Source organism: Pseudomonas sp. S3_B11 (genome assembly GCF_054667715.1).
On record NZ_CP162749.1, the window covers coordinates 5,045,718 to 5,060,460 of the forward strand.

At 54.3% G+C, this 14,743-nt stretch carries 12 protein-coding genes and 2 pseudogenes; 5 read left to right on the forward strand and 9 right to left on the reverse strand.

What is annotated here, in order from left to right; translation table 11 throughout:
* Positions 1-955 precede the first annotated feature (955 nt).
* The 5 genes and pseudogenes from AB4O22_RS22775 to AB4O22_RS22795 all read right to left on the reverse strand — a co-directional run.
* A pseudogene (locus AB4O22_RS22775) lies at positions 956-1,120 on the reverse strand (cupin domain-containing protein); the annotation flags it as partial.
* Position 1,121: 1 nt separating this feature from the next.
* Positions 1,122-2,816 carry a 2-isopropylmalate synthase gene (gene leuA, locus AB4O22_RS22780; RefSeq protein WP_460097219.1) on the reverse strand — a complete coding sequence of 565 codons (1,695 nt, stop codon included), beginning with the start codon at positions 2,814-2,816 and terminating at the stop codon, positions 1,122-1,124.
* Positions 2,817-3,041: 225 nt separating this feature from the next.
* A complete protein-coding gene (locus AB4O22_RS22785; RefSeq protein WP_460097220.1) occupies positions 3,042-3,977 on the reverse strand; it encodes an AraC family transcriptional regulator in 936 nt (311 codons plus the stop codon).
* Between the two features lie 21 nt (positions 3,978-3,998).
* Entirely contained in the window at positions 3,999-4,832 is an 834-nt protein-coding gene (locus AB4O22_RS22790; RefSeq protein ID WP_460097221.1) for an oxidoreductase, read from the reverse strand.
* A gap of 99 nt (positions 4,833-4,931) precedes the next feature.
* Entirely contained in the window at positions 4,932-6,413 is a 1,482-nt protein-coding gene (locus AB4O22_RS22795) for a leucine-rich repeat domain-containing protein (protein ID WP_460097222.1), read from the reverse strand.
* A 604-nt stretch (positions 6,414-7,017) separates the two neighbouring features.
* Between AB4O22_RS22795 and AB4O22_RS22800 the strand changes: the two genes are divergently transcribed.
* The 4 genes and pseudogenes from AB4O22_RS22800 (at position 7,018) to AB4O22_RS22815 (ending at position 9,470) form a co-directional block, all read left to right on the forward strand.
* Complete coding sequence (locus AB4O22_RS22800; protein WP_018612987.1) at positions 7,018-7,290, forward strand: hypothetical protein; 273 nt, start codon at positions 7,018-7,020, stop codon at positions 7,288-7,290.
* Positions 7,291-7,473: 183 nt separating this feature from the next.
* Positions 7,474-8,835: a Fic family protein gene (locus AB4O22_RS22805; protein WP_460097224.1), complete on the forward strand. Its 1,362-nt coding sequence runs from the start codon at positions 7,474-7,476 to the stop codon at positions 8,833-8,835.
* Between the two features lie 3 nt (positions 8,836-8,838).
* Positions 8,839-8,958, forward strand: a pseudogene (locus AB4O22_RS22810) (DMT family transporter); the annotation flags it as partial.
* 74 nt (positions 8,959-9,032) lie between these two features.
* On the forward strand, positions 9,033-9,470 hold the full coding sequence (locus AB4O22_RS22815) for a hypothetical protein (protein WP_122569095.1): 438 nt from the start codon (positions 9,033-9,035) through the stop codon (positions 9,468-9,470).
* A gap of 169 nt (positions 9,471-9,639) precedes the next feature.
* Here the strand turns inward: AB4O22_RS22815 and AB4O22_RS22820 are convergent, their stop codons facing one another.
* Positions 9,640-10,083 (reverse strand): hypothetical protein, encoded by a 444-nt coding sequence (locus AB4O22_RS22820; RefSeq protein ID WP_223470285.1) that lies wholly within the window; start codon positions 10,081-10,083, stop codon positions 9,640-9,642.
* Positions 10,084-10,942: 859 nt separating this feature from the next.
* Complete coding sequence (locus AB4O22_RS22825) at positions 10,943-11,188, reverse strand: hypothetical protein (RefSeq protein WP_460097228.1); 246 nt, start codon at positions 11,186-11,188, stop codon at positions 10,943-10,945.
* A 438-nt stretch (positions 11,189-11,626) separates the two neighbouring features.
* On the opposite strand from AB4O22_RS22825, the gene AB4O22_RS22830 reads away from it, so the two are divergent.
* The gene (locus tag AB4O22_RS22830) at positions 11,627-13,012 is read left to right on the forward strand and encodes an IS4 family transposase (RefSeq protein WP_223470283.1); all 1,386 of its coding nucleotides are present in this window, start codon (positions 11,627-11,629) and stop codon (positions 13,010-13,012) included.
* A 141-nt stretch (positions 13,013-13,153) separates the two neighbouring features.
* On the opposite strand, the gene AB4O22_RS22835 is transcribed toward AB4O22_RS22830, so the two are convergent.
* Positions 13,154-13,621, reverse strand: coding sequence for a hypothetical protein (locus AB4O22_RS22835; protein ID WP_223470281.1), 468 nt, complete (start codon positions 13,619-13,621; stop codon positions 13,154-13,156).
* An 18-nt stretch (positions 13,622-13,639) separates the two neighbouring features.
* Positions 13,640-14,509, reverse strand: a complete 870-nt coding sequence (locus AB4O22_RS22840) for a hypothetical protein (protein WP_223470279.1) — start codon at positions 14,507-14,509, stop codon at positions 13,640-13,642.
* Positions 14,510-14,743: the final 234 nt, after the last annotated feature.

Below are 14,743 nucleotides of genomic sequence, written 5' to 3' on the forward strand. Positions count from 1 at the left end.
CAGAGCGCTCGCACGCGTTAGCAACTCATGAAATCCCTTTAGTCCATGGTTGCATAGGGGTTCCCGAGCTTGACGAACGATTTCCTGAATGAGCTGTATGTACTTCTCATCGCCGCGACGATAGTGGCGAAAGGCCTTGTATCTCGTTTTTGCTCGGGACAAAACCGTGGCGACCGTGCTGGCGACAACTGATCACGTTTTTAGCCTCGGCCAGCTCATTGTGCTGGGCCTCATTGAGTCGAAACATGGGGCAGATGAGTGATCAACTCGGCAATAGGGCCAGCGTGTGGTGGCTGCGTTTGCGCACGGAGTTTTGGCTGTTACCACTAGATCGCGGCCTGGACTAAGCATCATCGTTGCGAGCGGGGGGACGCTTGACTGTCGATCAGATGCAGCCTTTTCTGGGTAGCAGCCCGGCGCCAGCTGTAATTCGCCAGGTGTCGCATAGGTTTTTTATTGCCGCAGAGTCTGGTCAGGCGTGTGTTGCAGGCGTGGCTAGTCTGGCGCAGCGAAGTTTGCCGAAGGGTGAGGTTGCTGCATGGAAAAATAGGCGAGACCGGCAATCCAGGGCAGGATGAATTTGGGCACTCGGCATCCATCACAACTCCGTGACTCTGCGAGTCATCGGATACTCATCTCAGTTCGGGAGAACCACTATGTAAGTGACGTAGCCTTGTAGGTTTTGGCCATGTCAGCACACGCTATCACAGCGATCCCTGCGCCAATTGTTATACTCGCTCAAGTGCAAGCGGGCGGTCTGGTAACATGCTATTTCGAAGGTATTCCAATTGGTATTCCAACTAAAAAAATAAAAGAATATTATTCATTAAAAACAATAAGATAAAAGCCAAGTTCAGATTACCCCGGCTTCATCTAAAGACGTCCACGGACGTCTTTTTTTGTGCCATACCAAAACTCTCCCACGCCTGCTCCCGCCCCTGCGCGTCTCCAACCCAAGAGTATGGCCGGAGGGAACGACCCACGTCGTACCGGCCACCGAGACCGACATCACGCCATTGATGGCATACACCAGTTGCCCTTCGGCATGCCGATGTGAAGCCACTATGTCCCCATGACCGTAGTTACCGGCCAACGTCGCCAGGGCTGTACACGCAGCCATCTCAGCAAGGCACCCCAGCGTTCATCACGCTGAGCAGCCCCAGGCGCGATGCGTGATTGACGGCGCTTGTCACCGCCTTGAGGGACGCCAGCAAACTACTGCCGTCGCGCGCGGCGCCAAATAGCAGCCGGTTATTCACGCGAATCTCGACATAGGCAAGTGCTTCGGCCTGAGCCCCATCGCGAGCAGCGTGCTCATGATAATCGGCGATATCGAAGTGAATGCCACGCTGGGCAAATGCATCGACCAGCGCCGCCAGCGGACCGTTGCCCTCACCGCTGAGGTCGAACTTGGTGCCCCCCATGTCGAGCACGCCCTCCAGGTAAGTCACAGCGCCTTCACTGACCAATTTAGGCTGCAACAATGTGTAGGGATTGCCCTCCTCCAGATAGTGCCGGGTAAAGCACGCAAGGATCATCTCGCTACTGATCTCCTGGCCCGATCCATCCGCCTCTTGCTGGACCAGGTTGCTGAACTCCATCTGCAACCGGCGCGGCATCACGACCCCATGCTGTTCAAGCAGATAGGCCACGCCGCCTTTGCCCGATTGGCTATTGACGCGGATGACCGCCTCATAACTGCGCCCCATATCCGCCGGATCAATAGGCAGATAAGGCACTTCCCAGAAGCCATCGGGATTGGCCTGGCGCACTGCAAACCCTTTCTTGATCGCGTCCTGATGGGACCCTGAAAAGGCCGTGAACACCAGCTCGCCCGCGTAAGGATGGCGAGGATGCGTGGGCAGCTGATTACAGTATTCCACCTCGCGCTGGACGTGGATGATGTCCGAGAAATCCAGCTGCGGATCGATACCGCTGGTGTAGAGATTCATGGCCAGGGTGAGGATATCGACATTGCCGGTTCGCTCGCCGTTACCGAACAGCGTGCCCTCGACCCGTTCGGCACCGGCCAGGCAGGCCTGCTCGGCGGTGGAAACCCCGGTGCCCCGGTCATTGTGCGGATGGACGCTGATGATCACGCTGTCACGACGGCTGAAATGCCGGCAGAACCATTCGATCTGATCGGCGAAGACATTGGCCGTGGAGACTTCGACGGTAGTCGGCAGGTTCAGGATCATCTTGTTGGAAGGCGTTGGTGCAAAGACATCCGTCACCGCCTCGCAGACTTGCAATGCAAAATCCAACTCGGTGAAACAAAAGGTCTCGGGGGAATACTGGAACGTCCACTGCGTCTCGGGATTGTTGTCCATGTGCTGTTTGATTTCGCGAGTGGCCTGGGTGGCAATATCCATGCACCCGGCGCGGTCAACACCGAATACCACGTCTCGAAACACCGGTGCGGTCGCGTTGTACACATGCACGATAGCGCGGGGAGCGCCCTTCAATGCCTCAAACGTGCGCTCGATGAGATGGCTGCGGGCTTGCGTCATGACCTGAATCGTCACGTCATCGGGAATCGCACCGGTTTCGATAAGTTCGCGCACGTAATCGAAATCGGTCTGCGAAGCGGCTGGAAAGCCTACTTCGATTTCCTTGAAACCGACCTTGACCAACAGGTCGAAGAAACGACGCTTGCGTTCGGCATTCATCGGCTCGATCAAGGCCTGATTGCCATCGCGCATATCGACGCTACACCAGCTGGGCGCAACGGACTGGACCCGGCCGGGCCATGTGCGGTCCGGCAGATCCACGGTGGTGAAATGTCGATATTTGCGGGAAGGATCCTTCAGCATCATGGCGCTTATCCTTTTGATACGTCCATAGGTGGGCAGGCTCGGCATCTGACGCCACCGAACATTGGATCCAATCATAAATGAACATAACTTGATGCAAATTGCGTTTTCACATCAACAAAAGGATAAAACAACAAAAAATAACCAATAAAATTTAACACCTTGGTTATTTATGCTCAAACTATAAATATTTGAACAATTTAAGCTCTAGCAGGATCCAGCCCACCCCTAATGCGACGAAACATAAACAGACGGCTCAGCAGGTGCCGGCAACGCATAAGTCGCCTTCATCCATTCAATCTCCGCCTGAGGCGTTCGCCCGAACATCCGCTTGAACTCGCGGCTGAATTGCGAGGCGCTTTCGTAGCCGACGTTGAACGCCGCCGTCGAGGCGCTCATGGTGTTGCGCAGCATCAATAAGCGCGCCTGGTGCAGGCGTGTCGATTTCAAGTACTGCATGGGCGTGGAGTCCGTCACGCTGCGAAAGTGCAGGTGAAAGTTGGGGATGCTCATGCTGGCTTCGTGAGCGAGCGTTTCGACGTCCAGATGCTCGTGGTAGCAGCTGTGGATCTTGCGGATCGCCCGGGTGATCTTGCCGAAGTGCCCCTGGCGACTGAGCGCGGCGCGCATCGAGCCGCCCTGCTCGCCGGTCAGGATCCGGTAGTAGATTTCCCGTACCAGCGACGGCCCCAGTATTTGCGCTTCACCCGGGCGACTCATGGCTTCCAGCAGACGCAGCGTCGAGCTGCGCAGCAAATCGTCCATGGGCGAGGCGTACATGCCTTTGGGTTGGGCATCACTGGGGCCGAGGGTCTCGTCGACTTGCAGCATCAACTCGCTGGCCAGCTGTAAGTCGAGGCGCATGTAGACCGCCAGCATGGGCTCAGCTTCGGTGGCGTCGGTCTCCATGGTGAATGGAACAGGGACAGACACCACCAGATAGTGCTGGGCGTCATACACGTAGACGTCCTCCCCCAGATAACCGCGCTTGCGCCCCTGGCACAGGATCACGATACCGGGCTCATACAACACCGGCGTGCGCGTCAGCGGCCGGTTCGAACGCAGAAAACGGATGTCCTCCAGCGCGCTGAGGTTGTAGCCCTCGACCGGCGCAAGCTGTTCCATCAACTGCACCATGCGCGAGGTGTTTGAGGCCTGAGTCATTGATGCCCCTTTGCTGGCTGCTCAACCGTCGGTCGAACGGCTCAGCGCTTCCCATTGATCGATCTCACTGGCCGCACGACTGAGTTTGTCGCGCACCAGGTTCAGTGCATCGCTGCCCAACAGCAAATGCGCGGGTGGCGTCGGGCTGGCAATGATCTGCAACATCGCTTGCGCCGCTTTCCGAGGGGCGCCCAGTTGCTTGCCGCTTTTCTCCACGCGCGCTTTACGTATCGGATCGAAACTGGCGTCGTAGTCGGCAATGCTCCGCGCCGTGCGCTGCATCGAACGCCCCGCCCAGTCGGTGCGAAACGAGCCCGGCGCGACCGCGGTCACGAAGATGTTGAACGGTAGCAGCTCCTTGCTCAGCGTATCGGAGAGGCCTTCGAGGGCAAACTTGCTCGCGCAGTAATAGGAAATGCCCGGCATCGTAATCGTGCCGCCCATGGAGGTGATATTGAGAATATGACCGGCACGGCGCTGGCGAAAATACGGCACGAAGGCCTTGGTCACCGCCACCGCGCCAAACACATTGACGTCGAACTGGCGACGCATCTCCTCCAGCGGCGATTCTTCGAAGATGCCTTCATGACCGTAGCCGGCATTGTTGACCAGCACATCGACCGGGCCGTGAGCGGCTTCGATCTCCGCTACTGCGCTATCGATTCGGTCGAACTCGGTGACATCCAGAATCACGCCATGGGCACGTTCCGTGGAGAGCGCTTCGAAGGCCTGCAACGCCGCCTCACTGCGTACGGTGCCGATGACACGGTGGCCCGCTGCAAGCGCCTCTTGCGCCAGGGCGTTGCCCAAGCCGCTGCTCACGCCGGTGATGAAGAGGGTTTTTCTGTCGTGCATGGTGAACTCCAATGGATAAACAGGAGGCCATGGTAACGATCGAAAAATGGCCCACCTATGCCGGTTTGCCTTGGGGCATTGCCTATTCCTATCAGCGCGTCAGATTCCCGGACCGGTCACGTGGGCTGGCAACCTGGCCAAACGATCCCAACCGTTTGCATCGATCCCGGCGCAGTTGGGCAACCACAGTGTTTGCAGCGGCAGTTGCTCCAACACAGGCACCACGGCCGACGTGATCCGCGATTCCCCTGGATCAGCCCCAAGCGTCAGGTCCCGCAGCGGCATACCTGCGAGATGGGCCACCCCGGCGTCAGTCAGCCAAGGGCTGTCATACAAACCCAGGCGCTGCAGGGGCAGGTCCCGCAAACACGCCAGGTCGGCATCGCGCAGGTTCAGGCCACTTATTTCAAGTTGCTCCAATGGCAATCCCAACTCGACGAGTTTGCGCAAGACCTTACCGTCGACGTCCTGGCAAAAACTCAGATTGAGCCGCTTCAGCGGCAGGCCAGCGAGTTGTTCCAGCTCCTTCCACGTGATGTCGTTCAAGGACAGGTCCAGGGACTCCAACGCCAACCCGCGCAGATCACTCAACGTACTGGCGCAGACGCCCTGCACATCGGAGAGTCCCAATCGCTTGAGCGGAAACTCGTGCAGCACGTCGAGCCGTTCGATCACTTGGCGTAGACACTTGAGGTCCAGCTCCATGAGCGGCATTCCCTCCAGCACTTCAAGATCGTCTTCGCAGATGAACGCAGAGTGCAGCGAAAGCTTTTCCAGGGGCAGCCCCCGAATCGCCTGCAACACGCTCTCGCTTGCATAACAGTCATCCAGACTCAACGAGCGCAACCCCGTCAGGTCGCCAAGCCAGGACGGATCGTCGAGGATCGCGCCGCTGCCACTGAGGGACAACTGCTCAAGGGGATGACTTGCCAAGTGCGCCATGCCACGAGACGTCAGCTCGCCCACGCGCTGCAAGGTCAGGGAGCGCAGCTTGAGGCGCGACAGTGCAGGAAGGCCGTCGTCGGTCATCTCATCGCAACGGTTCAACGACAATTCCTGCAACGGGCTGTCGCTCAGTTGACGGAGGAAACTGTCGTCGAAGTCTTCGCCGTAGGTTTGCAATTTCAGCCGGCGCAAGCGTGCGGGCGACGGGAGGCAATTGGCGTTATCGTCGCGGGAAAAATTACTGACCTCCAAGGTTTCGAGGGCATTGGCGGGCAAACGCTGCCACGTTTCCGGGCCGCAGATAAACCTCGGGCTGTTGAGCACCAACGTGCGCAAGGGCAGCCCGGCCAGGGCGTCACACCACTGCGGCTCGGCGTTGTCCAACTCCAGATGGTCGACCGGCAGGCCGCGCAGTTGCGGCAGCAAAGGGCCGGGGCGGTTTGTATGGGGTGTGTCGTTCAGTTGAACCATCAGCACGTTGGCAGCCGGATCGCACAGGCCTGCCGCGATGCGCAAACCTTCCAGTGATGCCTCCCCGGTATCGAGCAGATCGCGATAGAGCGATGCGCGCGTGGTGGTGTCATCGGGGTTGGCGGCGAGCTGGGTGATCAGAGCGTTGCGGTTGGGGGTGTGCACGGTCTAGGAGTCTGCGCGAGGGATTGAAGGGAGATAAGACTGTTAGGGAAGCATAAAAAGGAGTCTTGCTAAAGAGGCTGTCAGGGCTGGGTAGCGCCATATGCTTTCACCCTGTGGCGAGGGAGCTTGCTCCCGCTCGGTTGCGCAGCGACCGCAAAATCTCGGGGCCGCTGCGCAGCCCAGCGGGAGCAAGCTCCCTCGCCACAGTCCTCTCTCTAGCCATGAGGATGTGCCTAATGGACGGCTGGTTTCGACCTTGTTGATAGCCACAAAGCGATGTAGGGAAATACCGCCACAGAAAGGCCAAAGCTCCTACATGAAGCTCGGAAAGCGGTGTCTTGTGGCGCTTGAGCGGGGCGGCCTATAGTTCCTCGTCGCCCCAATGGCGACTCGGGTTTGGCGACCCGGCAACGAGGTGCGAGAGCGATCTGCTTGTTTGCAGGCGTCCCCGCATCAGTGATACTGCCACCACAATGGCAGTTGTACGCGGGAGATCTCCGGGTCTGCCGGTACCTCGTTCCGGTTCGCCAACCTGCGTACAGCTGCCACCATTCGTTTGGCGACGATTAGTTGGTAGCTCTCACTTAAAACGAGGTTACAACTCATGAATCGATACATGCCCATCACCGGCGTCGACTGCACCCCCGCTACCCTGCTGATCGACACCGAAGCCCCGCTTGATGTCCTCTTCGAAACCGCTGACTACCGCATCCGAACCGTGACCCAACTGCTGGAAAATATCGCGTTCCGTTCAGAGATCAGTTCCGACACGTTGGTGCTTTCCGACTTTTGCAAAATGCTGACGATAGCGCTGCGCGACGGGTGTGATGTGATGGATGTGATTGGCAGGCGATTGCGGGCGCAGGCGGCGGAGTAAGTGAAGACGGGCGACTATGGCCATAACGTAGCCCCCACCGTCGGGAGCAACTACATCTATCTACTCCGATGAGCTGTGGCGCAGTTCGTTAAGAACTGCGCCACATTTTCAATCCAAAATGGCGCGATTCTGAGAACTGCGCCATAATCGCGCCAAATCTTCTCTAACAGCGCCAACATAACCATGCCTTCGACCACCGACATACTGAACAGTATCCTGGCATCCAGGAGCGGGGCGAGCCTCTCAGAGCTTTTGACCAAGCACCCGGAAATCGCCCGGCGAACGGCGCAGCGCATCCTTGCAAACCTGGTCGAAAGCAGCCAAATCACTGCACAGGGAGAAGGCAGGGCACGACGTTATTTCGCAATAGAACACCAGGCCGAAACCCACGCCCTGAATACTGACACCGATGCCTTCCCCGCCTTCATTCCATTATCTGCAGACAGCCGGGACATACTCGCCTATATCAACCAGCCCACAGAAGCGCGCAAGCCGGTGGGCTACCAACGTGACTTTCTGGACGCCTATCGTCCTAACGAGACAGGGTACTTACCTGAGTCGTTGCGGCGCCAATTGCACAGGATGGGCAAAACCGCAGATGCGACGGAGCCAGCAGGCACTTACAGCCGGGCGGTCCTGAATCGCTTGTTGATTGATCTGTCGTGGGCATCAAGCCATCTGGAAGGGAACACCTACTCACGGCTCGACACACGACAACTCATCGAGCAAGGTAAGGCAGCACAGGGCAAGGCCGCTATAGAAACGCAGATGATCTTGAACCATAAGACAGCTATCGAGCTTTTGGTCGAGAACATCGAGAGTGCCGAGTTCAACCGCTACACATTGATGAACCTGCATAGCGCCTTGGCCGAAAACCTGCTGCCCAACCCAGCAGACGAGGGCCGAATTCGCCAGCACGCCGTCGACATCGGGAAAAGTACCTATCGCCCGCTCTCAACGCCACAGCAAATTGAAGATGCACTGGACGTCCTGCTTGGCAAAGCCAATCAGATCGCTGATCCGTTCGAGCAGTCTTTCTTCATGATGGTGCACCTGCCCTATTTGCAGCCTTTTGCCGACATCAATAAACGCACCTCCCGACTGGCAGCGAATCTCCCTTTGTTCCGGGCCAACCTTTGTCCGCTGACCTTTCTGGATGTACCGGAGCAGGCCTACAGCCAAGCCACATTGGGCGTGTACGAAATGACCCGTGTAGAGCTGCTTCGCGACCTGTATATCTGGGCCTACGAACGCTCAACACAGGAATATCTGGCAATCAAGCAAGACCTTGCGGAGCCGGACCCTTTACGCCTGGCATGGCGAGACCTCATCAAGAAGACCATTCGGGAAATCGTCACTCACCCAGAGCTTGACCCGTTGTTCTGTATTCAACGCTCGGTAGCGGAATATGTTTCGGAAAGAGAGCAGCCGGAGGTGCAAGCACTGATCGTCGAAGAACTCCGTCGACTGCACGAAGGGGTGCTCGCACGCTACGGGTTACGACCATCGGAGTTCATGTCCTGGAAGTCGCTCCATGGCCACTGATGGATGATCACTGAGGTGATGTTTGCCCTCTGCATCGCCGCGCTGAACGCCACCATCGGTGTACTCATCAAAGTGTTGATGAGCACGTTCACGATAGACAAGCTGACGGCCCTTGGGCCAGTCACCTATCCAGCCACACGGCCATCCACCTCTTAAATAGATGGAAAATATTTCCTTTTTCAGATGGAGCATGAGTTTTGTACAAGAAATTTACAGGGATCGTTTTTCTGCTATTGAGCGGCTGCTCACTGCATCCGTATACGAAGGACGAGCTGCTGAACACTGGCGTAACCAGCCCCGAGTACTGCCTGACGCAAGAGCGGGCGGTGGTCGAAGAGCGGGTGCAAGGCTACCTGAACCACTGCTTTCACCCGCAAGTGACCGAGCTCACAACGGGTGGGAGACTCGTCAATACCATCCAATTGAAAGTCGACAGCAATGCCGACAGAAGCGACATGGTGCTATGGGCGCCGACAATCTACGGCAGCCAGTTCTATATGAACGTGATCGTCTCGGAAAAGAACCCCGCCTGCAAAACCACCATGACTGCCGTGGCCTCAGGCTGGGCCTTTGAGCGAAACTTTCCGAAGATTCTGGAAAGCGCGAAGGGGGAAGACCCGTGGTGCCCGCTGTAACCACAAAAGAAAGGGATAGCAAAATAAAACTGCGTCATGGGCGAGCGATCAACAATCCGGCTTCTGTGGCGAGGGAGCTTGCTCCCGCTGGGCTGCGAAGCAGCCCTCGCTATTCATCGCCAACGGCTACGCCAACCGACAGAGAGCAAACGCCCTTTACACGATAATATTATTGGACCGCCTGCCCGGCTGATTCAGAAGGCGTCGTTGTGACCGCCGGCTCTATAACTTTCGCGGAACGCCCTGTCTCGACATCACGAACTTCGTAATACCACCATTTCATCGAAGAAACGCCATAAAGCCCATAGGTACGGCCACCGACCAAATCCACGGTCATTTCAATTGGACGTGAGTATCCGGTTCCAATAGCGTACTTAACGGAAAGTTTATGCCTTCCTGCGCCGAGTCGATACTCGGTTTGGCGGGCTAGCCAATATAGCGACGTATCGTCATCGATCTCGTCTATCGACAGATGCTTGTCGAACTGCCGAATTGTCGCGACTTCGCCCCAGGGTTTTCCTTCTGCGCTTTTATGTTCGTAATGAATGCAGCCCGTCAGTGTGAAGCAGAATAAAGTCATCACTACAAAGCGTAAAACAACATCGTGTCGCATCAATGGCCCTTCAAGGTTCGAATTAGCAGTATAGATTTCTGCGTCTATTATTATTCAACAACGCACATCCACCCTAACAAGAGAGACCTCACCATCCGAGTACTGCATTACACCCTCTATAACTTCCAGACACTCATCGAATTCAACAACACTAAGCCCGCACTCGCCAAAATCAAAGTACACTCCAACACAACCTTCATCCACCCCCTCAAGCCTGTATTCGTATACGGCTAAAACCTCTCACCCTAGAAACTTATCCAAACCATTTAACGACCTAATCGGATACGCAAACTCGTCGTCAATCTCTGTCAGACCACGCAAATCCGGGCTTGATGCTAGCAACGTAAACTCTGATACACCTTCACCAACCGTTAGCGATACCCATCCTGAGATTGACATATTAAAAAATAACACCAAGACCTCACACACCAGATCCCCTCCAATATAAAACGAGCGAAACCTGATCTCACGCAAAGACTCATTAATCAACATAAAACCCCCACCTCAAAACTTTGATGACTTCTCAGGAATCAATGTATCGAATTCATACTTGCCATTTGGCAACACTCTCAAACTCACAGTGCTATTGATTTTCGAGCCATATACATGAACAAGATCATAATTTCCTCGAACAACTGAGCCAGGGATTACTGGGCTCACAGACGTAACATTATTTAAGGTTTCTTTTACCGTTGCCTTAGCTTGCTCTACACCGTCCTTACTCTTTTCATACGGCAAGCGACCTTTACCAATCTTTGTTCCCAGCTTTGTGTTGAGATTAGCCGATTGTGATGCAAAGAAGTCATCTACTTCGCCAAAACCTGGAACCTTCTCTGTCCCTTTTGAGCCAACAGTTCAATCACAAAATAATTGAGTCCAAAATAAACTGTAGTTTCACAGGATCCGCAGCATTCCCAAAATAATATTCATTCCCTCCATCACCGACCAGTTCAGGGGGTGCCGACTTCCAATATAGCACGAAATATTTTTCGTCCAACAAATCCTCTAGTGCGCCTGCATCATCATATGTTGAAACTCTAATGAACGGCCCATACTCCGAATGAATAGACACCATCACTCTCTCTCCGATTTTCGAATCAATCATAGCCCACCTACCACTTAATGCTGTTAAACCAGTCCAGCTCCTGCTGAGTAGGAGCTCGTTTGATGCCTTTATTATCTAGAGCGTCTTCATATCTAATCGGACGTGTTGCTCCAGGTACATAAGGGTTGGCTTCTGTTTCTTTAACTCGAGTACTAGCCATATCGAATTCCGTACCATCTTTATAGGTTATTTTTACTCCCGGCTCACCAGCCTCACCACCCAGTCGAGTGGTGTTCTTTGTTGTTCTGGTAGTAATCGTTCCAATTTCTTTTGCACCCCCTCCTACAGAAAAAGGGGACTACAGAAAAGGGGACGGATTTGAATGGCACTTACTTAACGGCTAACTAGCTGATACGGCTGCAAAAAATTAAAAAAGGCTGGCCTTGGTCTACGGTGATAGTTGCGAACACACACCGATCAAGCAAGGACACAGCCCGAGTGAATCGTAGACGCCAAATCGTCCGACATCAACAGCACCGTATGCGCCAGCACGCCACGAACAGCAATGCCCATGCTTTCTTCAAGCTGCTCACCGATCCAGAGCTATTGCGGGGTATCGAGTCGTCGATACCCAAGCATCGTCAGCGGCTATTCCCGCCGACCGAAACACTGTCCATGTTTTTGTCCCAGGCGATGAGCGCCGATCGCTCCTGTCAGAATGCCGTGAATGATTTGTCTATCAAACGCTCCTGCGAAGGATTGAAACCCAACAGCGTTCATACCGGTGCTTACTGCAAAGCCAGAACGCGGTTGCCGGTGGAGATGGTTTCAACCTTGTTGCGCTCCACGGGGTCATCGATGAGCAACCGGGCTCCGTCAGCATGGCGTTGGATGGGGCGACCAGTGCGCCTCGTCGATGGCACTACGGTCACCCTGCCGGATACGCCGGCGAACCAAGAGGCCTATCCGCAATCTCGTAGGCAGAAGGCCGGACTGGGCTTTCCCATCTGCCGGTTGGTGGGAATCGTTTGCCTCGCCAGCGGCGCTGTTTTGGATGCCTCGTTGGGACGTTTTCGTGGTAAAGGCGGTGATGAGCAGACGCTGCTCAGAACCATGCTCGATACCTTGGAACGAGGTGACATTGTGCTGGGCGATGCCTACTACGCAACCTACTTTTTGTTGTGTGAATTGCAACATCGAGGCGTGGACGGGGTGTTCGAACAATACGGCGCTCGACGGCGTAGCACGGACTTTCAGTTGGGAAAGTCCTTGGGGTCGGAAGATCATTTGGTTGAGTTGAAAAAGCCCAAGGCAAAGCCGTCCTGGATGAGTCAGGCCTATTACGACGAGGCACCTGAAACGCTGACAGTACGTGAGTTGAAGGCCGGTGGAAAAACCCTGGTCACCACTTTGAATTGTGCACAGCAGGTGCCAAAAGCTGCCCTCAAATCACTGTTCAAGGACCGATGGCATGTGGAGTTGGATCTGCGCAACCTCAAGACTACGCTGGGGCTTGAAGCTCTGAGCTGCAAGACACCGAGCATGGCCGTCAAAGAGTTGTGGATCTACTTGCTGGCCCACAACCTGATACGGAGGCTCATGGCGCAATCAGCTCTGCTAGCCGACTGTCTGCCTCGCGAACTGAGCTTCAAGCATAGCCTTCAGCTGTGCCTAGCGTTGAGGCAGTACGGGGCTCAGGAGCAAGAGGATCGGCTGCTGAATCTGCTTGCGCTGATTGCCCTGAAACGGGTCGGAAAGCGTCCTGGCAGGATTGAGCCGCGCGCGATAAAACGAAGACCCAAGCCTTACCCCATGTTGATGAAAACACGTCGATCAGCAAGGACTGAGGTCAGGAAGAATGGACACCCGAAGAAGGTTAAGTAAGTGCCATTCAAATCTGTCCCCTTTTTGTGCCCCTCTGCATTTCACAAAATAAATCTGCCCCCTTTTTTGTCCCCTTTTTTTATAAAATAAATCTGTCCCCTTTCGATCGTCCCCTTTCGATCCTCTGTACCTGCAACAAAATTACTCCTGCCCTGTTTCAATATCTTCGACCCACACAGCTATCCGAGGTAGCGCCACTCCACACTTCGGGCAATTACAGCGAGGAAGCGATAATGCCTTATAAGCAACTCCCAACTCACCATCAACTCCGAAATATAAAGTTGGATCTGAGGGATTAGCAACTTTCCCAACCCAATTACATTGATCGCAAGCCACCCGTTCAATGAGCACTCGCTGCCATCGTTCACCCATACGATATAAATGTAATGGCACCCAAGGTTTCAACGATTTAGTTAAATGCAGCCCCAAACAGAATTCACCGTCGCGCCCAGATACAAAATCAAGCATATTGCGCACAATAATTTCAAGATTGCCATTGAAGATAGTTCCATCTTTATATTTGCCTATTTTCAAGATCTCCTCCCATTCACTGACACTGGGAGCAATTACAAGCTGACCATCAACCACCAACTCTGTATATTCTTTCACATAGACCTCTTCAGAAATTTATTTTCCAGTTGGAGCTATTGGTTTCAGAAGATCAGAGCCATGCTTTAGCAAAAATTCGCTCTCTCCAGCACCTGACAAACTCTGCTCAATCAGCCACGAACGGGGTACATATCCACTATAAACCTCACCAGTGCCAGCAAAAAATTTGGCCATTTCAGGGTTAGTCGTAACCGAGATAAGAGTTCTCTCCAGATTAAACGACGCTGGCAGTTCCAGCCCAAAAGCACCGTGAGCTTGAGCATACTGATTTTCAGTCCCCCAAATTTTTAACCACTCTTGATGTGACGCCTTTGACGATGCATAAGCGCCCTCAATGGAGCCAGTTTCATAATACGCTCGCAACGCGGCATCACTGAGGAGATGTCCTGACTCTTTGTAGACGAAATTTTCCGCCCCTTTCTCAGCACCTCGATACACGAGAACCAGATCTTGGCTAAGGCCACCAATCCGCCCCGCCGGAATCAACAGAAGCGAATCTTCCGCAGCCTGCTTCCCTAGCAGCTCGTCATAGGCTGTCGATCCTCCTTGCAAGCCGGCGAGATAGCCAAGTAGCTTTGTCTGATTACTTTTTTCTCGTGAACTGTCCCAATCAGCCCCAGCCAAAAACCCAAGCGTTTCATTTGCAACTTGAGAGCTGGTTCCGGGGAAGTCGTTCCAAAGCCCGCTCCCGAGCACGAGTAGACCTTTTCCAGCGTCGTAGAAGCCTGCCCCAAATCCGGCGCCAAAGGCAATCAAACTCGAGCCGACCTGACCCCAGGTCGGTCCGCCAACACGTAAGTTTTTATCATAGTACCTAGTTTGCGCATCGACATCTAAGTTCGGATATCCAAACAGGCTCCCATTAACTAGATATTCGCCATTCTCCAAGGGATCATTGAATGAGCCAGGATGATTATTACGATAATTCTGAAGCAGCTCCTTTGTTTCATCAGCCGTATATGAAAAAGGGGACGGATTTATTTAATAACTGAGCAAGCAAATAAATCCGCCCCCTTTTTTCCACATGAATTACTACTACTTAGGTATATAGATACAGAATTAGCAACGAAAACAAATGAAAATATTATGGAGGACCACATCCTCATATAAACGCATCTCAAA